The sequence below is a fragment of the Streptomyces sp. NPDC032472 genome (assembly GCF_040636955.1).
Lineage (GTDB): Bacteria > Actinomycetota > Actinomycetes > Streptomycetales > Streptomycetaceae > Streptomyces.
Window position 1 is genome coordinate 1,498 of the sequence record NZ_JBEZVK010000044.1, and the last position, 16,880, is coordinate 18,377.

Genomic DNA, 16,880 nt, shown 5'->3' on the forward strand with positions numbered 1-16,880 from the left:
CGTGGTGATCGAGCCCGTCGGCGAACCGGTCGGATAGCGGACGGCGGTGGCGTGGGGGGGGGGGGGGCCCCGGGGGGCCCCCGCCCCCCGGCGCCCGGTGGCAGGTGCGGGAGGGGGTCAGGAGGTGCGCTTCAGGGTCCAGGTGTTGGCGTTGAAGCTGGGGACGGAGGAGTAGCGGCAGCCGGCGGAGTAGTAGCTGCTGACGACGGTCCAGCCGGCGGGCGCCCAGGTGGAGGCGCAGGCGTTGACCTGGGTCCCGACCGGGTAGCCGCGGAGGTCCTTGATCTGCTTGGTGTTGGGGTTGAAGCCGGAGCCGCAGCCGCCGCTGTTCCACCACTGGACGTCCACCCAGCCGTCCGGGGTGAGCGTGCTGGAGCACATGGTGGCGGTGTCGCCGGGCGCGGCCGAGGCGGGGCTCGCGGTGACCGCCAGGGCGGTGAAGGCCATGGTGGCCAGAGCGGCGGCGTAACGGGTGCGGACCATGAGGGGTTCCTTTCGGGACACGCTGGGATCCCCGCCGACCGTCGGCAGGCCGTTCCAGGCGCCGGGTCATTGCTATCCGAACACGTCAGACTGCAGACAGTCACCTTTTGGGCATAACTAAGCGGCGATTTAAGGCCGTTGTCGACATTCGGCGCGGATGGCGGGTTGCGACCCGCTCCTGCGATAACCGCCGCGTTATCGATCGGTGCACGATCTTTGCGTTGATCCCGCCACGGCCTCAGGGGAGGCTGTGTGCCGGCAGGAGAAGCGCGTTCGCCGCAGCGCCGGCGTCACGCCGGCGTCACGCCGGAGTCCGGGCGACCTCGGCGCCGCCCTCCGGGTCGGGGTGGTCGTCGGGCTCCTGACCGCCTTGACGGTTTGGCGTGTTCGCGGCGCGTCCGGCCAACTTCCGCCCTGGACCGGGGGATCCTGGCACCCCTGCTTCCGACTCTGAGGAATTCACATGCACACGCACTTCGATGTCGTCGTACTCGGGGCCGGCCCCGGCGGTTACGTCGCCGCCATCCGCGCCGCCCAGCTGGGCCTGCAGGTCGCGGTCGTCGAGGAGAAGTACTGGGGCGGCGTCTGCCTGAACGTCGGCTGCATTCCGACCAAGGCGCTGCTGCGCAACGCCGAGCTCGCCCACATCTTCCAGCACGAGGCCAAGACCTTCGGCATCAAGGTCGACGGCACCGTCTCCTTCGACTACGGCGAGGCGTTCCGGCGCAGCCGCCGGGTCGCCGACGGCCGGGTCAAGGGCGTCCACTACCTGATGAAGAAGAACGCGATCACCGAGTTCGACGGCCGGGGCACCTTCCTCGACGCAGACACGCTCCAGGTGAACAAGGTCGACGGCACCGCGCAAACGATCACTTTCGGCCATTGCATCATCGCCACGGGGGCCACCCCGCGTCTGCTGCCCGGCACCGCCCGCAGCGCGCGCGTGGTGACGTACGAGGAGCAGATCCTTGCCGACGACCTGCCGCAGTCGATCGTCATCGCGGGCGCCGGCGCGATCGGGATCGAGTTCGCTTACGTCCTGCACAACTACGGGGTGAAGGTCACCGTCGTCGAGTTCCTGGACCGGATCGCCCCGCTGGAGGACGAGGACGTCTCCAAGGAACTGGCCAAGCAGTACCGCAAGCTCGGCATCGACGTGCTCACCTCGACCCGGGTCGAGTCGATCGACGAGTCCGGCCCGCAGGTCCGTGTCACCGTCACCGGCAAGGACGGCGCACAGCGGGTCCTCGAGGCCGACAAGGTGCTGCAGGCCATCGGCTTCGCGCCCAACGTCTCGGGCTACGGTCTGGAGAACACCGGCGTCGCCCTCACCGAGCGCGGTGCGATCGACGTCGACGGCCGCTGCCGCACCTCCGTGCCGCACATCTACGCCATCGGCGACGTGACCGCGAAGCTGATGCTCGCGCACACCGCCGAGGCGATGGGCGTCGTCGCCGCCGAGACCATCGCGGACGCCGAGACCATGGAGCTCGACTACCCGATGATCCCGCGGGCCACCTACTGCCAGCCGCAGATCGCCAGCTTCGGCTGGACGGAGAAGCAGGCCCGCGAGAAGGGCTACGACGTCAAGGTCGCCAGCTTCCCGTTCACCGCCAACGGCAAGTCCCACGGGCTGGGCGACCCGACCGGCTTCGTGAAGATCGTCGCCGACGCCACGCACGGCGAACTCCTCGGCGCCCACCTCATCGGCCCCGACGTCACGGAGCTGCTGCCCGAGCTGACCCTGGCCCAGCAGTGGGACCTGACCGTGCACGAGGTGGCGCGCAACATCCACGCCCACCCGACGCTCGGCGAGGCCGTGAAGGAAGCGATCCACGGCATCGCCGGTCACATGATCAACTTCTGAACCGACCCGTTTCCGGGCGGTGTTCAGGAGCTCCGTATGACCATTCAGTGAGACGAAACGTCTCGGCTATCGACAGGGGAGTACCACATATGCCGACCGCAGACGACAACACCGGCCGCGTCTGGTTCATCACCGGCGCCAGCCGGGGTCTCGGCCGCGCCTTCGCCGATGCGGCACTGGCCGCGGGGGACCGGGTGGCGATCGCCGCACGGACCGCCGCGCCGCTGGAGGAGCTGGCCGCCGCCCACCCCGGGCGCGTCCTGCCCCTGAGCATGGACGTGACCGACCGCGCTGCGGTGTTCGCGGCCGTCGCCGAGGCCGTGGGGCACTTCGGGCGGCTCGACATCGTCGTCAACAACGCCGGCTCGCTGTCGATGGGGATGGTCGAGGAGTTCACCGAGGCCGAGGCCCGGGCGCAGATGGAGCTCAACTTCTTCGGGGCGCTGTGGGTGGCCCAGGCGGTGATGCCCACGCTGCGCGCGCAGGGCTCCGGTCACCTGGTCCAGGTCTCCAGCATCGCGGCGCTGGGCGGCTTCCCGAGCACCGGCCTCTACAGCGCCAGCAAGTTCGCGCTCGAAGGGCTCAGCGAGGCCCTCGCCATGGAGGCGGCCGGCTTCGGGGTCAAGGTGAGCATCATCCAGCCCGGCGGCTACTGGACCGACCTCTACACCGCCATGAGCAGCACCAGCCCGCTGGAGGCGTACGGGCCGCTGCGGGAGGAGCTGCAGAAGCAGTTTGCCGAGGGGTCGGTCGACAGCGACCCGAAGCTCGCGGCGCAGGCCCTGCTGAAGCTCGTCGACAGCGACGAGCCCCCGCTGCGCCTCCTGTTGGGCAGCATGGTCTACGACGTCGCGTTCGACATGGCGCGGCGGCGGATGGACACCTGGTCCGCATGGGAGCAGGTCAGCCGGGCCGCGGAACACGCGATCGCCGCACCGGGGTCCACCGGCGGGCAGTCGGCGGCCTGACCGCGGCCTGACCGCGGCCTGACCCCGGCCTGACCGCGGCAGGACGGTGACCGGGCGCGACGGCCCGGTCACCGGCCGGCGGGCCGGCTCACGCGCGAAGGCCCGAGTCGATGATGTGCTCGGCGAGTTCGCGGGAGGCGGGGGCGGGACTGCTGTCCGGGCGGGTCGCACCGGCGGCAAGGAGCCCGTCGACGAGGATGAGCAGCTGGTCGGCGGCGAAGGACGGGCGCGCGTGCCCCAGGGCGACGAACTCGTCGGCGAACAGGCGGTGCAGGGCGCGCCGGTAGGTCCGGGTGACCTCGTGCCCGGGGTGGGCCGGGTCCGTGAGCGCGAGGTCGGCGGCGAGGTACCGGCAGCCGTGGAAGCCGGGGTCGGAGGCGATGCGCCCGAGCCGGTCGACCACCGCGAGGAGCCGGGCCCGGGGGTCGTCGCCCGCGGCGGCCATCGTCGCACGGTACTGCTGTTCGTCCTCGGCCGTGCTGCGGCGCAGCACCTCGGCGATGAGCCCGTCCTTGCCCCCGAAGTGCTCGTACAGCGAGCGCCGGGCGACGCCGGCCGCCTTGAGCAGGGCGTCGACGCCGACACCGACGCCCTGGGCGTAGGTCAGCTCCTGGGCGGCGAGCAGCAGTCGTTCGCGAGGTCCCGGCTTGGCGGCGGAGGCGGTCATGCCGGCATTGTGGCAGCCCTTGACGCAGTAGAACAACCGGTCTATCTATTGAAGTAGACCGAATGGTCGATCTCTTTTGAGGAGGAGTCATGCTCGTCCGCACCACCACCGAGGTCATCGAGCGCTTCAACCGCGCGTTCACCCAGCACGAGGCCGGCCTCCTGGCCGACCTGATCGCCGAGGACTGCGTCATGGAGAGCGTCCGCCCCGCACCCACCGGCGAGCGGGTCGTCGGGCGCGAGGCCTGTACGGCGTGGTGGACGGCGCTCGTCGAGGACCTCGGCACGCAGTTCACGCCGCAGGAGGTGATCGTGGCGGGCGACCGCGCAACGATCCTGTGGAACTACCGGTTCGGGGAGGGCCCCCAGGACTGGGTGAGCGGCGTGAACGTCATGCGGGTCGTCGACGGCCTCATCGTCGAGGCCCTCGGCTTCAGCAAGACCGCGGAGGTATGACCCCGATGCGCAGCTACCACCTGTCACACAGCGGGGCCGGACTGTCCGGCCTGGCCGTCCGCGAGCACGCCACCCCCGAGCCGGGCCCCGGCCAGGCCCTGGTGGCGGTGCGCGCGACCTCCCTGAGCTACCGCGAACTCATGGTGCTCGACGGGACGTACGTCCTGCCGGTCAAGCCGGACGTCGTCCCCGTCTCGGACGGCGCCGGCGACGTGGTCGCAGTCGGCCCGGGCGTGCACACCGTACGCGTCGGTGACCGCGTCGCGGCCACGCTCTTCCCCTCCTGGCAGGACGGGCCGTTCGCCGTCGAGCACCTTCCCCAGCGCGGCGGCTCGCTGGACGGCATGCTCACCGAACTTGCCGTGGTGGACGCGGACTCACTCGTCGCCGTTCCCGCACACCTGACCTACGAGGAAGCCGCGACCCTGCCCTGCGCTGCGGTCACCGCGTGGAACGCGCTCACCGGCGACGGAGCCGGCGTCCGCCCCGGCGACACCGTCGTGGTGCAGGGTTCCGGCGGCGTCTCCCTCTTCGCGCTCCGGTTCGCCAAGGCGCTCGGCGCCCGCGTGATCGCCACGACCAGCAGCCCCGCCAAGGCCGCACGTCTGCGCGAGCTCGGCGCCGACCACGTCGTCGACTACGTGGCGACCCCCGACTGGGCCGACGAGGTCCGCACCCTCACCGGCGGCCGCGGCGCCGACCGCATCGTCGACGTCGCCGGCCTCCTCCACGAGTCGGTCCGCGCCATCGCCCTGGCCGGCACCATCGCCTGCGTCGGCTTCGTCGGCAAGACCGCCCCGCCCCTCGACCCCCGCGCCCTCTTCGCCGCCGGCGCGACCATCCGCAGTGTGGCCGTCGGCAGCCGCGCCCAGTTCACCGCCATGAACGCCCTCATCGAGGCCCGCGGGCTGCGCCCCCTGATCGACCGCGTCTTCCTCTTCGACGAGGCCGCGGACGCCTACCGCCACTACGCCGCAGGCGACGCCTTCGGCAAGGTCGTCATCAGCCACACCTGAGCCGGAAGGCCCGTTCAGCGGCACAGGGCCGCATCCACGACCCCCTCCAGCCGCTCCATGACCGCCCCGTCGGACGGCCTGGCGGTCACCGCGACATGAGCGGCGCGCCCGCCGCCGGTGACGCCGCCCCGGGTCTCGTACCCGGGGAAGCTGCCGCCGTGGCCCCAGGCGACACCGCCGCACGACAGCGGCGTGCTGACGAGCCCGAGCCCGTAGCGGGCGCCGGAGCCGAAGGGGTGTCCGGCGGGGACGGTCGTACGCATCTGGTCGAGCTGCGCGGCGGGAAGGAGCCGGCCGGCGATCAGCGCGCTGAAGAACCGGTTGAGGTCGGAGTTGGTGGAGACGATCTGGCCCGCCGCCCAGGCCCAGGAGGGATCCATGTCCGTGACGTCGCGCAGTGGCCCGTCCGCCGCATCCCGGTCATACCCGTGGGGATGGGGCGCGCGGAGGGTCACCTCGCCCGGAGCGGGGAAGGATGTGTGGCGCAGGCCGAGGCGCCGGATGATGCGCCGGTCCATCTCCTCGGCGAGTGGGCGGCCGGTGACCTCCTGGACGATCAGGCCGGCCAGCACGTAGTTCGTGTTGCTGTACGCCCATTTCGCCCCGGGCGCGAAGTCGGCCTCGTACCGGAGGGCGAAGCCGAGGAGTTCGCGGGGGTCGTAGTACCGGGGCTGCAGGTCGGCCCTGGTGTAGTCGGGCAGTCCGCTGGTCTGCTGGAGGAGCTGACGGACGGTGATGCGGCGCCCGTCGATCCCCGCTCCGCGTACGAGGCCCGGCAGATGGGTGTCGACCGGGTCGTCGAGTCGGATCCTCCCCTCGCCGACCAGTTGCAGCACGACCACGGCGGTGAACGTCTTGGTGTTGCTGCCCACGCGGACCTGGCCGTCACCGGGCACCTCGGAGCCGGTGGCCAGGTCGCCGACCCCCGCGGTGTACGTGCGCAGGCGCCCGTCGAGCCCCTGGACGCTCGCCAGCGCGGCGGGCAGCCCGTCGGAGTGGACCAGGGCCTCCAGTGCCGGCCGGACACCGTCCGGCCGGGCACCGGCGGACACCGCCGGCGGCGCCAGAGCAACCGTCGCCACCCCTGCGAGGGCCACCGCGACCGCACCCGACACGAACCTGCGCCGCCCACCGCGCCGTCCGGAAGAACGCCACCCCTGCCCGCTTTGCTCACGCACGTCAACTCCTGTGGAACCGTCGGGAAATCCGGCGACTTACGCCGGACCCAGCATCTGCGCAGGAGCCCACCCGCCACGATGCGGCCACCCACCCGTTCCGGGTGGGGCTGCCCCCCCCGGCGGCGGTGTTCAGGTGGAGGGGGGAAGAAGGGTGCCCAAGGGGCCCAGGTCGAGGTTGAGGTCGGCGAGGGTGTAGCCGTGTTGGGCGCAAAGGTCCGTCATGCGGTCGTGGAGGGCCAGGAGGGTGGCGCCGAGCTCCTCCTCCTGAGCGTCGGTGAGACCGCCCGCTTCGACGCGGCGCAGGGCCTGGCGTTCGATCAGCTGGCGCAGGAGCTCCACGAGGGTCAGGACGAGTTTGACGAGGTCCTCCGCCACGGTGTCGGGGTTGGTGCGCATGCGGTGGCCGGGGGAGGGGGCGGCCGTCGCCTCCGCCGTCTCGGCCGGGGTGGCGGGGAGCAGGCTGAGGGCTTCGGCCATCGTGTCGCCGATCGCGCGGAGGTCCGGGATGTCAGGGGCCATGGTGCTCACCGTCCGCGGTGGAGACCGAGCTGATCAGGGCGCGCAGGGAGATCCGTACGAGGTCGATGTCGGCGATGGAGAGGACGATGTCGCCGGTGATGACCACACCGCCCGCCAGGAGCCGGTCGAGGAGGTCGACGAGGGCCACCTGCCGGGCGGGCAGGGCGGTACCGGGTGGGACGGCAGCGGGACGGTCGGCGGGGGTCATGGTGCTGCGAAGGAGTAGGGGGCCCAGGGGCCGGTCACCTCGATGCGGATCCCGGGGAGGTCCTGCGCCGCACCGGTGACCGCCGCCCGGAAGGCGTCGGCCTGGGGGTCGGCCACGAGGTAGGCGTCGTTGAGGACGTTCTCCTCCGTTGCGGAGGCGGCGAGCGGCCCGCTCTGGGCGGGGTGGCGCACCAGGCCCGCGGTATGGCGGCGGGCCAGGTCGGCGATCCGTTCGGTGGCCAGCTGCGCCTGCCGGTAGTGGTCCTCGTGGGCATGGTGCTGGGCCCGCCGCGCGGCCAGGTACGCCTTGCCGGGGCTCGCGGCCGCCGGTGCCGGCTCGGCCGCGGGCCGGTCGGCCGGACGTACGTAGATCTTGACGCCGTACTCGGCGTGGCCGCTCAGCCGGGCCAGCTGCGCAGCGAAGGCCCCGCTCTGGGCCCGCAGGGCGTCCAGGGCGCTCGCGCTGTCCTGGTAGAGGGTCGCCATGCGCAGGGGCAGGACGGTGGTGTGCGAGGCGAGCACCTCGATGACACGGTGGTGGGCCCGCGCGGTGTCCTCCAGCCAGCGGAGGTCCTCGAAGTGTGCCTTGAGGGCCTCCTCGTCGAAGTCGGCGCGGGGGACGTCGCTGACGGTGAACGACACGGGGCCGGAGGGCGGGAGAAGGGTGACGGGGGTGCCTGCCACGCCCTTCAGGGCCGCCAGGACCTCTCCCAGCGCGGGCACGGGCGCGGAGACCGCGTAGACGTACGTGAGGGTGGGGGCCGGGGTGGCCGGGGCGTCGTTCATCGCGGAGGCCTGCGCTTCTTTGTGGGCCGTACGGAGGGTTCCTCCACAGCCTCCTCCTCGGGCTCCTCCTCGGGCTCCACCTCCGCCCCGCGGGGCAGAGCACCGGGCTCCGCCCCGGTCGCCCGGCGCAGCTGTTCCAGTTCGGCGCGCAGACGCTCGTTCTCGGCGGCCAGCGACCGGTCCGCCTCGCGCCGGGAGGCCCCGGAGGACAGCGACGCATCGTGCTCCCACCAGTCGATGCCCATCTCCTTCGCCTTGTCGACGGAGGCGATCAGGATGCGCAGTTTGATGGTCAGGAGCTCGATGTCGAGCAGGTTGATGCGGATGTCGCCGGCGATGACGATGCCCTTGTCCAGCACGCGTTCGAGGATGTCGGCGAGGCTGGCCGAGGAGCCGCCGGGCGGGTAGCCCGCCATGGCGGGGCGCGCATCGAGCCTGTGGGACAGGGAATCAGACACGGCATTCGCCTCCGACGGGTCTCGTCACTCACCGGTTGCGGTGGAGGTACTCCTCGATCTCCTGGAGGCGGTCGAGCAGCGCGTCCTCCTCGCGGTCGAACGTCTCCTGGTCGATCTCCCCGTCGGACAGCTGCCGCGCGAGCTCGGCGAGCGCGGCCCACACGGGGGCGGGGTCGTAGTACTCGGCCTCGGCCTTCTCCGTCACGCGCTGCGCCACCCACACCACGGAGCGCACGGGGAAGAGCGGGGCGGTGATCAGCTTGCCCAGCAGACCCATGGCCTGCGCTCCTTCCTACGGCCTTCCCATGGCCTTCCCATGGCCTTCCCGCGCCCGTTCCTACGGTACGAAGCTGTACGGGGGCAGCGGTCCCGCCACCCGGGTCCGGACACCGGCCTCGAGGTCCCGGGCCAGTTCGGCGTGGGCGTCGAGGAAGGCGTCCTCCTCGTCCCGCGGCACCAGCAGCGAAAGGTTGAGGAAGTCCTCGCCGGTGGGCGTGTGGAGCACGTGCTCGCGGGCCAGGGGCGCCAGCGCCCGGATCACCTCGGTGGAGGTGTTCGTGCGCCGTACCTCGACCTCGGCCGCGACCAGCTGCCCCAGCTCCAGCGACAGTCTGGGGTCCGAGGCCCCGGCGCGGATCTCCTCGTTGAGCAGGCGCGCCCGGGGGGAGTCGTCCAGGATCTCCCGCAGGAGGAGGTCCTCCTCCCGCCCGGCCTTGACGTTGTACTCGACGCACCCCTGCACCCCGGCCAGGGCATCGAGGTACGTGGCCGAGTCCTCCTCCAGGACCCGGAGTACGGACTCGTCGTCCGCGGCGGTGTACCCGAACTGCAACGGCAGCGGGGTCCCGTCCTCCAGGAGCCGGTCCAGGACCGCCTGGTGGGCGGCGAGGTCCCGACGTTTGGGGCGGACCTCCTCGTCGATGTCGCTGACCACCGCCTGCAGCTCCTGCGTCTGCAGCGAGCGCACGGGAGGGGTGTCCGAGCCGACGCCGGTGAGCCCGTCCAGGCGGCAGGGGTGGTCGCGCAGGGTGACGGCGTAGACGTAGACGGCCATGGGTCACTCCCTCTCGCGGTGCACCGGCCGGCGGGTGGACCTCCGTCGACGGACCGGCTGCTGTTCCTCTTCCTCCTCCGGCTCGCGCTCTTCCTCCTCCGGCTCCTCCTCGTCACTGCCGCGACCGGTCAGCGACTGCGTCACGGCCTCCATTGCGCCGCTCAGGGCGCCCTTGGTCTTGCCGCTGCTGCCGCCTTCGACCACCTTGCCGACGACGTCCGGCAGCTGGGCGGGGGCCTTGCGGCCCGCCTCCAGGTCCAGCCGGTTGCAGGCCTCGGCGAAGCGGAGGTAGGTGTCGACGCTGGCCACGACGATGCGTGCGTCGATCTTGATGAGCTCGATCCCGACCAGGGAGATGCGCACGAAGGCGTCGATGACCAGTCCCCGGTCGAGGATGAGTTCCAGAACGTCGTAAAGGCTGCTGGTGCCTCCGCCACCACTGCGGCTGAGGTTCCCGCCCGCTCCTTGCGGCACTATCGTCATGGCGCTTCCCTTCCCGGCCGTCCCGTCCGGTGTCAGCCGTCCGGCCGGTCGATCATGCCCCGGCTGTACCTCCGGGTCCGTTCGAAGGACACCAGTTCGCCCTCATCGTCCAGCGTCACCGTGTAGCTGCCCATGACGCTGGTGGTGTCGGGGATGCGTGCCAGCTCGAGCACCTCCACCACCGCCTCCCAGCCCTCCTCCGTCGGTCTCAGCGAGGACACCGACTCGGGCCGCATGCCCAGCAGGTCCGCCAACTGCTCCACGGCGGCCCGCAGGGCCGAGGACGCCACCGGCACACCCCGCCGGCGGTCGGCCGCTGACCTGCGTGCGGGCCTGGTGGTCGGCTGTTCGCCGTCGTCCTGCGCCGGACTGCGCCGGCGCCGTGCGGGTTGCGGCAAGGCCATCTGCTCCCTCGGAACCGAAACTCCCTGGCTTAAGGCCTCTCCCCGCGCCTACGCCCGTCACACCCCGGAGGTGGAACTTTCTTCGCATATCCGTGCATATTGCGCGGCGGCGTGAGCAGGCCTCTAGGGACCGCTCGGGTCACGGCCCGACTGTCCACCGCCTTCGGAAAGGACCAGGCTGATGGAGGACACGAGCAAGATCGCCTTGGCCGCCGCCATCACTGGGGGCTACCTACTGGGCCGAGCGAAAAAGGGCCGCATGGCCTTGTCGCTGGCCACCTACATCGCAGGCCGCAGGTTCGGCCTCGAACCGGGCCAGCTCATGACCCAGGGACTGCGCAAACTCGCCGAGATGCCGCAGGTCGCCGAACTCGGTGAGCAGGTGCGCGGCGAGGCCCTCCAGGCGGGCCGCAAGGCCCTGACCGCAGCGGCCAACCGCCAGCTCTCCGACCTGGCCGACACCCTCCACCAGCGCACGCTCGAACTCACCCGCGGGCCGAGGAAGGAGGAGGAGCTGCAGGACGAGTACGAGGAAGACGAGGAGGAGGCCTACGAGGACCAGCCCTACGAGGACGAGGCCGAGGGGGAGGAGGAGCCCTACGAGGAGGAGTACGAGGACGAGGACCAGGGCGACGAGGAGTACGAGGACGAGGACGACGAGCGGGGCGAAGAGGAAGAGGAAGAGGGGGAAGAGGAGGGAGAGGAAGAAGAGGGCGAAGGGCCGGAGTCCGAGGTGGAGCCCGAGGAAGCCGAGGAGCCCGAGGAAGAGCAGCCCCGCCGGGCACGGGCAGCGCCCCGCTCCCGCCGCGGCGCCCCCTCGGCCGGGAAGCCCGCACCCCGCAACAAGCCGGCCGAGAAGGCCGCTTCCCGCAGCCGGGCCGCGCCCGCCAAGAAGGCGGACTCCCAGGCGAGCCGCGCACCGGCGAAGAAGACCGCTTCGGCGAAGAAGACCGCTCCGCGGAAGGCGTCGGCCGAGAAGACGCCGGCCAAGAAGACAGCAGCCACGAAGACGACGGCGAAGAAGACGGCGGCGAAGAAGACGACGGCGTCCACGGGAGCACCGGCGAAGAAGGCGGCCGCCCCGAAGCCGGCGGCGAAGAAGACGGCAGCTGCGAAGACGGCGGCCCCGAAGTCGGCAGCGAAGAAGACGACGGCCAAGCGGGCCCCCGCCAAGAGGGCGCCCGCCAAGCAGGCGCCGGCCAAGCGGGCCCCCGCCAAGAGGGCCCCGTCCAAGAGGGCCCCGGCGAAGAAGACCGCCTCGCGCAGGCCGGCGCGCACCGGCAGCAGCGCCAAGAAGACCGCCACGCCGGCGAAGAAGACGTCGGCCCGCAAGTCGACGACGCGGAGGTAGCGCCATGGCCACCACCACCCACCGAGCCCGCTCGCGCGGCCAAGGGTCCGCAATGGACCAGCTGCTCGAAGAACTTGGCGGCTACCTCTCCGCCCAGGCCGACCAACTTGCGGACAAGGCCTCCGACAAGCTCGGCGACTTCACCGACCAGCTCTCCGACGTCGCCGAGAACGGCGGCTCGCTGGCCGACATCGGCGGCCGGCTCCTCAAGGGCGACTCACCTCTCAAGGCTGCGGTCGGCGGTACGCTCGGCGGCCTGAAGGACAAGGTCAAGGACCTCGGCGGCGGCCTGCTGGGCGGCGGCGGGGGCAGAGGCCGCAAGAGCGGATCCAAGCCCACGCACATCGCGGAGTCCGTCGACATCGGCGTCCCCCTGCGTACCGCCTACGACCACTGGACCCAGTACGAGGAGTTCGGCTCCTTCGCCAAGGGCGTGCGCAGCGTTTCCCAGGGTGACGACACCACCAGCGACTGGAAGGTCAAGGTGGGCCCCTCCACCCGTAGTTGGAAGGCGACGGTCCAGGAGCAGATCCCCGACGACCGGATCGTGTGGACCTCCGAGGGCGCCAAGGGAACCACGCGCGGATGCGTCAGCTTCCACGAGCTCGCCCCGTCTCTCACCCGCGTGCTCCTGGTCGTCGAGTACTACCCCTCCGGTCTGTTCGAGAAGACGGGAAACCTCTGGCGTGCGCAGGGCCGTCGGATGCGCCTGGACCTCAAGCACTTCGTGCGCTACGTGACCCTGTCGGGCGACGAGGAGCCGGAGGGCTGGCGCGGCGAGATACGGGACGGCGAGGTCGTACGGACCCACGACGAGGCCATCGAGCAGGAGGAGTCCTCCGACGAGGCACCGGAGGAGCCGGAGGACTACGAGGAACAGGACGAGCAGGACGGGCAGGAGTACCCCGAGGACGAGGAGGACGAGGAGTACGAAGACGAAGAGGAAGAACCGGAAGAAGCCGAAGAATCCGAGGAAGCCGAGGAAGCCGAAGAACCCGAAGAGGAGTACGAGCCCGAAGACGAGGAGTACGAGGAGGAGGCCGAGGACGAGGAGGAGCGGCGCCCCCGGCGGCGGCGCCGCTGACCGGCCTCTCAGGATGCGTCGGGTACGTGGATGTCCAGGACGCAGATGTCGTCGCGGTGCTGCGGCCGCATCGCGGCCAGGGTCGGGGCGAGGTCTTCGTGGCGGCCGTTGCACACCAGCCGCAGGGTGGTCGCGGCGAGCCGGGCGAGCCCTTCGTCGATGTCCTCGCCCGGGACCTCCACGAGGCCGTCGGTGTAGAGCAGCAGGTGGTCACCCGGCAGGAGTTCGATCTCGGCCTGCCCGTACCTGGTCTCGAAGGCGGCTCCGAGGAGCCCGCCCTCCGGCTGCCCGAGGAACTCCGCCCGCCCGTCCCGGATCAGCAGCGGCGGTAGGTGCCCCGCCCTGACCCAGGTCAGCCGGTGGTCGTCGGGCCGGTAGCGGCCCATGACCATGGTGGCGGTGGCTCCGTGCACGTCCGGGGTGCTGTGCAGGAGCAGGGCGTTGAGGCGGCTGAGGACGTCGGGCAGGGCAGATCCGGTGACGGTCATGCCCTTCGTGGTGAACCGGAGCTGGGCCATGGTGCCGACGGCCGCGAGGCCGTGGCCGGCGACGTCGCCGACGACGAAGAGGGCCGCCCCGTCGGGGAGCTCGATGGCGCTGTACCAGTCGCCGCCGACGTTGACCCCGCGGTCGGCGGGCACGTACGCGACGTCCACGCGCAGCCCGGCGAGTTCCAGGGACTGCTCGGGGATCGGCAGCAGGGTTTCCTGGAGCCGGGCGGCGAGGGTGCGTTCCGCCTGGAGCATGCCGCGCTGGACGAGGTTGACGCGTTCGCTCTCGCGCAGGGCGATCTCGGCGTCCCGCTGTGCGGTGAGGTCCTGGAAGAAGCCGTGGGCCTCGACCGGGGTCCTGTCGGCGTCCGTCTGCGCCTCCGCGACGAACCGCAGGTGGCGGATCCCCTGGGCGGTGGCGATGCGGAACTGCTGGTCGATGGCGGTGCCGTCGCCGAGCAGCTGCCGGAGCGCCGCCGCCACCGGCAGGACGTCCTCCGGCACCAGGTGCCGGGGCAGCTCCTCGAGGGGCATGGGGCCCTCGGCCGGGTCACGGCCGAAGATGGCGTACACCTGCTCCGACCAGAGGACGGTATTGCCGGCCAGGTTCCAGCTGGCCCAGCCGAGGTTGCCCAGGCGCTGCATGTCGGCCAGCCTGTGGGCCTCGCGCTCGCTGGTGTCGTGGCGGATCCAGGACACCACCAGGCGGTCGCCGAGCCGGGACGCCCGTACGGAGTAGGACGACTCGTGCGGGACGCCGGCGAGCACCTCGTGGTAGGTGAAGGGGAGCCCCTCGTAGACGGCTCCTGTCAGCAGCGTCTCCAGGTAGCCGTCCCACAGGGCGCTGCCCGCCACGGTCGGGTAGGTCTCCAGGACCCGGCGCCCCACGAGCTCCCTGCCCCGCCGCCCGGCCACGTCCACCGACTCCGGGGCGGCCGCGTCGATCCGGTAGTCCTCGACCGTCCCCGCCTCGGTCCGCAGGGGGCTGAGCAGGATGGCCGGCCCGGACAGGGCGTCGAAGATCCGCTGGATCCGGTCCACGTCCTCCTCGGGGGCGTCCGGGGCGGCGCCGGGGAGGGCCCGGAGCGGCCCGGCGCACATCCGGACGGCCCGCCGCAGCAGGGTCCGGCTCCGGGGTTCGAAGGGGGCCTCCCGGTTGCGCAAGAAGCCGACGACGACCCGGGCCCGGCCGGGGACCGGGATCCAGGCGCGCGAAGGCCACCGCTCGGGCGGGTCTCCTATCAGCAGGTACCGGACGGCGTCCTCCGCGGCGTTCTCCAGCCACACCGCGCGTCCCTCGGCGAGCGCCTCCATCGCCGCGACGCCGCTGAGCGGCGGGATGTGGCTCCACTGCTCGGCGAGGGCGTCCTCGATGCCGGCGTGGCCGACCAGTTCCAGCCGGCCCGTGGCCGTCTCGGTGTAGATCATGACGGCGTCCACGCCCTCGGGCTCGCCGAGGACCGTGCGCAGGAGCTCGGCCACGTCGTGGGGTGTACGCGTGCCGGTGAGGTGTTCGGCGAGCCGGGCCAGGAGCGTGGAGCGTCCCCCGTCGCCCTCCGAGCTCGCCACGTACCGGCTGGAGCCGAACGTCGACGGGCCGGACGCGGGGGCCGCGGTGGGGCCGGATTCGTCCGCCGGTCCCCCGCGGTGCAGGTGGAGGTGCGAGAACACGCCGCCCCGGCCGGTCCTGCCCAGGGTGATCCAGCACTCCTCCATGAGCGTGCGCCGTCCCTTGTCGGCGCGGGCGCACAGCAGCTCGTACGCCGCGTCGGCGGAGACACCCGCCTCGACCATGACGGCGCCCTTGGCCCGTTCGACGACGCCCGTCATCGAGGCCACGGCCTCCAGCTCCACGACCTCGGCCCGCAGCCTGGCGACGACCTTGGCCAGGGCCAGCACCTCGGGCGTGGCGCCGTCACCGTGAAACTCGGGGAGTACGGGGTCGCTCTCCATGCTTTGAGGATCCCACTCCGGGACCGTTCAGGCAGGCGTCGTGCCAGGCATGATCCCGGCATCGTGGGAAAGGCGCGGGGCAGTACGGACCGACACCACGGCCCGCCCGACGGCCGTGGGTGGGCGTGACCGCCCGAGTCACGGACGTCGCAGCCCGAGTCATGGAGGTGAGCGCAGTGATGACGACGCAGCCGACGCAACCGCCCCCCGACGGCCCCGACCGGACGCCCTCCGGGCCGGACCCCGTCCCCCGTGACCCCCAGCCCGAGGACGCTCCCGCGCCCGAGGATCCTCCGGACGGGCCCGTACGGTCGCGCGGACGGGATCCGGAGGAGCCGGTACCGGAGCCCCCCGATTGATCACCGGCGGCGTGCGCTCCTGCGCCGGTACACCAGGGTCACGGCCAGCGCCGCGGCCGGGGCGGCCCACAGCGCCCGCGGGCGCCGCGCCGCCCAGGCCTCGGGGGAGCGCGGGTGGGAGCGGTCGTCGAAGCGCCCGTGGGCACCGAAGTCCCGGCCGTCGTCCCCGTCGAGCGGGCGCCACAGGTTGTGGGGGCGCGGCTCGATGTCGGGCTCGCCGGTCTGCTGGGAGTCGTACCCGGTGCGTGCGAGGTACCGGTCCAGCAGGCCGGGGGCGACCCGGTTGGCGAGCACCGTCACCAGGGTCGCGCCGCCCACGCAGTACTCGCGGCGTCCGGGGTGGTCGGCCGCGTGGACGACGGCGCGGGCGGCCACCTCCGGCTGGTAGATCGGCGGCACGGGCTGCGGCCGCCGCGGCAGCCGCGAGAGCCCCCACGAGAACTGCGGGGTGTTGACGGCCGGCAGCTGGACCACCGTGATGCGCACCCGGCTGCCGCGGTGCAGGAGCTCGGTGCGGACGGCGGAGGTGAACCCGTGGACGGCGTGCTTGGCGCCGCAGTACGGCGACTGCAGGGGGATCGCCCGTTCGGCCAGGGCGGAGCCGACCTGCACGATCGCCCCCGAGTCCCGGGGCAGCATCCGGGCCAGGGCGGCCCGCGTCCCGTGCACGTACCCCAGGTACGTCACCTCCGTCACCCGGCGGAACTCCTCGGGGCGGATCTCCTCGAACGGCGCGAAGACGGTGGCGAAGGCGGCGTTGACCCAGACGTCGACGGGCCCGAAGGCAGCCTCCACCTCGTCCGCGGCCGCGTCGACCTGGGTGTGGTCGGAGACGTCGGCGGGCACCACCAGCGGCGTGCCGCCCGCCTCGGCCACCTCCCGCGCCGCCGCCTCCAGCCCCGCGCGGCCGCGGGCGATCAGGGCCACCCGGGCCCCGCGCGCGGCGAAGGCGCGGGCCGTGGCGCGTCCGACGCCCGCGCTGGCTCCGGTGATCACCACGGTCTGGGGCCTGGATCCGTGCCCCTGCCGCCCCTGCCTGCGTCCCATCGTCGCGTCCTCCGTATCCGCCGTGTGTCATCAGCGTCTTCTCGAGTCCT

Annotated in this window: 19 protein-coding genes; 6 read left to right on the top strand and 13 right to left on the bottom strand. The window is 72.2% G+C overall.

The window, feature by feature from the left end:
• Positions 1-117: 117 nt before the first annotated feature.
• Complete coding sequence (locus AB0F11_RS26175; RefSeq protein WP_362178355.1) at positions 118-483, bottom strand: hypothetical protein; 366 nt, start codon at positions 481-483, stop codon at positions 118-120.
• 463 nt (positions 484-946) lie between these two features.
• Here AB0F11_RS26175 and lpdA point away from each other — a divergent pair, with 463 nt between their 5' ends.
• The gene (lpdA, locus tag AB0F11_RS26180; protein WP_362178357.1) at positions 947-2,350 is read left to right on the top strand and encodes a dihydrolipoyl dehydrogenase; all 1,404 of its coding nucleotides are present in this window, start codon (positions 947-949) and stop codon (positions 2,348-2,350) included.
• A gap of 89 nt (positions 2,351-2,439) precedes the next feature.
• Positions 2,440-3,318 carry an SDR family NAD(P)-dependent oxidoreductase gene (locus AB0F11_RS26185; protein ID WP_362178359.1) on the top strand — a complete coding sequence of 293 codons (879 nt, stop codon included), beginning with the start codon at positions 2,440-2,442 and terminating at the stop codon, positions 3,316-3,318.
• Positions 3,319-3,406: 88 nt separating this feature from the next.
• Here AB0F11_RS26185 and AB0F11_RS26190 read toward each other — a convergent pair whose 3' ends face one another.
• The gene (locus AB0F11_RS26190) at positions 3,407-3,985 is read right to left on the bottom strand and encodes a TetR/AcrR family transcriptional regulator (RefSeq protein WP_362178361.1); all 579 of its coding nucleotides are present in this window, start codon (positions 3,983-3,985) and stop codon (positions 3,407-3,409) included.
• A gap of 89 nt (positions 3,986-4,074) precedes the next feature.
• Here AB0F11_RS26190 and AB0F11_RS26195 point away from each other — a divergent pair, with 89 nt between their 5' ends.
• A complete protein-coding gene (locus tag AB0F11_RS26195; RefSeq protein ID WP_362178364.1) occupies positions 4,075-4,440 on the top strand; it encodes a nuclear transport factor 2 family protein in 366 nt (121 codons plus the stop codon).
• Positions 4,441-4,445: 5 nt separating this feature from the next.
• Complete coding sequence (locus AB0F11_RS26200) at positions 4,446-5,456, top strand: NAD(P)-dependent alcohol dehydrogenase (protein ID WP_362178366.1); 1,011 nt, start codon at positions 4,446-4,448, stop codon at positions 5,454-5,456.
• Positions 5,457-5,470: 14 nt separating this feature from the next.
• Here AB0F11_RS26200 and AB0F11_RS26205 read toward each other — a convergent pair whose 3' ends face one another.
• The 9 genes from AB0F11_RS26205 to AB0F11_RS26245 all read right to left on the bottom strand — a co-directional run bounded on the left by AB0F11_RS26205 (position 5,471) and on the right by AB0F11_RS26245 (position 10,545).
• Positions 5,471-6,571, bottom strand: a complete 1,101-nt coding sequence (locus tag AB0F11_RS26205; protein ID WP_362178368.1) for a serine hydrolase domain-containing protein — start codon at positions 6,569-6,571, stop codon at positions 5,471-5,473.
• A 192-nt stretch (positions 6,572-6,763) separates the two neighbouring features.
• Positions 6,764-7,153 carry a gas vesicle protein K gene (locus tag AB0F11_RS26210; RefSeq protein ID WP_362178369.1) on the bottom strand — a complete coding sequence of 130 codons (390 nt, stop codon included), beginning with the start codon at positions 7,151-7,153 and terminating at the stop codon, positions 6,764-6,766.
• A complete protein-coding gene (locus tag AB0F11_RS26215) occupies positions 7,143-7,361 on the bottom strand; it encodes a gas vesicle protein (RefSeq protein WP_362178372.1) in 219 nt (72 codons plus the stop codon). The genes AB0F11_RS26210 and AB0F11_RS26215 overlap by 11 nt, the downstream gene beginning before the upstream one ends.
• Complete coding sequence (locus AB0F11_RS26220; RefSeq protein ID WP_362178374.1) at positions 7,358-8,146, bottom strand: GvpL/GvpF family gas vesicle protein; 789 nt, start codon at positions 8,144-8,146, stop codon at positions 7,358-7,360. The genes AB0F11_RS26215 and AB0F11_RS26220 overlap by 4 nt, the downstream gene beginning before the upstream one ends.
• The gene (locus AB0F11_RS26225) at positions 8,143-8,604 is read right to left on the bottom strand and encodes a gas vesicle protein (protein ID WP_362178376.1); all 462 of its coding nucleotides are present in this window, start codon (positions 8,602-8,604) and stop codon (positions 8,143-8,145) included. Before AB0F11_RS26225 ends, AB0F11_RS26220 begins: the two co-directional genes overlap by 4 nt.
• A 28-nt stretch (positions 8,605-8,632) precedes the next feature.
• Positions 8,633-8,881 (bottom strand): gas vesicle protein GvpG, encoded by a 249-nt coding sequence (locus AB0F11_RS26230; RefSeq protein WP_362178379.1) that lies wholly within the window; start codon positions 8,879-8,881, stop codon positions 8,633-8,635.
• Between the two features lie 60 nt (positions 8,882-8,941).
• A complete protein-coding gene (locus tag AB0F11_RS26235; protein WP_362178382.1) occupies positions 8,942-9,658 on the bottom strand; it encodes a GvpL/GvpF family gas vesicle protein in 717 nt (238 codons plus the stop codon).
• A gap of 3 nt (positions 9,659-9,661) precedes the next feature.
• Positions 9,662-10,141: a gas vesicle protein GvpJ gene (gene gvpJ, locus AB0F11_RS26240; RefSeq protein ID WP_362178384.1), complete on the bottom strand. Its 480-nt coding sequence runs from the start codon at positions 10,139-10,141 to the stop codon at positions 9,662-9,664.
• Between the two features lie 32 nt (positions 10,142-10,173).
• Positions 10,174-10,545, bottom strand: coding sequence for a gas vesicle protein (locus tag AB0F11_RS26245; RefSeq protein WP_362178387.1), 372 nt, complete (start codon positions 10,543-10,545; stop codon positions 10,174-10,176).
• A gap of 181 nt (positions 10,546-10,726) precedes the next feature.
• On the opposite strand from AB0F11_RS26245, the gene AB0F11_RS26250 reads away from it, so the two are divergent.
• Both AB0F11_RS26250 and AB0F11_RS26255 read left to right on the top strand, forming a co-directional pair.
• Positions 10,727-11,896: a histone protein gene (locus AB0F11_RS26250; protein WP_362178390.1), complete on the top strand. Its 1,170-nt coding sequence runs from the start codon at positions 10,727-10,729 to the stop codon at positions 11,894-11,896.
• A gap of 4 nt (positions 11,897-11,900) precedes the next feature.
• Positions 11,901-12,980 (top strand): SRPBCC family protein, encoded by a 1,080-nt coding sequence (locus AB0F11_RS26255; RefSeq protein WP_362178391.1) that lies wholly within the window; start codon positions 11,901-11,903, stop codon positions 12,978-12,980.
• Between the two features lie 8 nt (positions 12,981-12,988).
• Here AB0F11_RS26255 and AB0F11_RS26260 read toward each other — a convergent pair whose 3' ends face one another.
• Both AB0F11_RS26260 and AB0F11_RS26265 read right to left on the bottom strand, forming a co-directional pair.
• A complete protein-coding gene (locus AB0F11_RS26260; RefSeq protein WP_362178393.1) occupies positions 12,989-15,424 on the bottom strand; it encodes a SpoIIE family protein phosphatase in 2,436 nt (811 codons plus the stop codon).
• A gap of 359 nt (positions 15,425-15,783) precedes the next feature.
• Entirely contained in the window at positions 15,784-16,830 is a 1,047-nt protein-coding gene (locus tag AB0F11_RS26265) for an SDR family oxidoreductase (RefSeq protein WP_362178396.1), read from the bottom strand.
• Between the last annotated feature and the right edge of the window lie 50 nt (positions 16,831-16,880).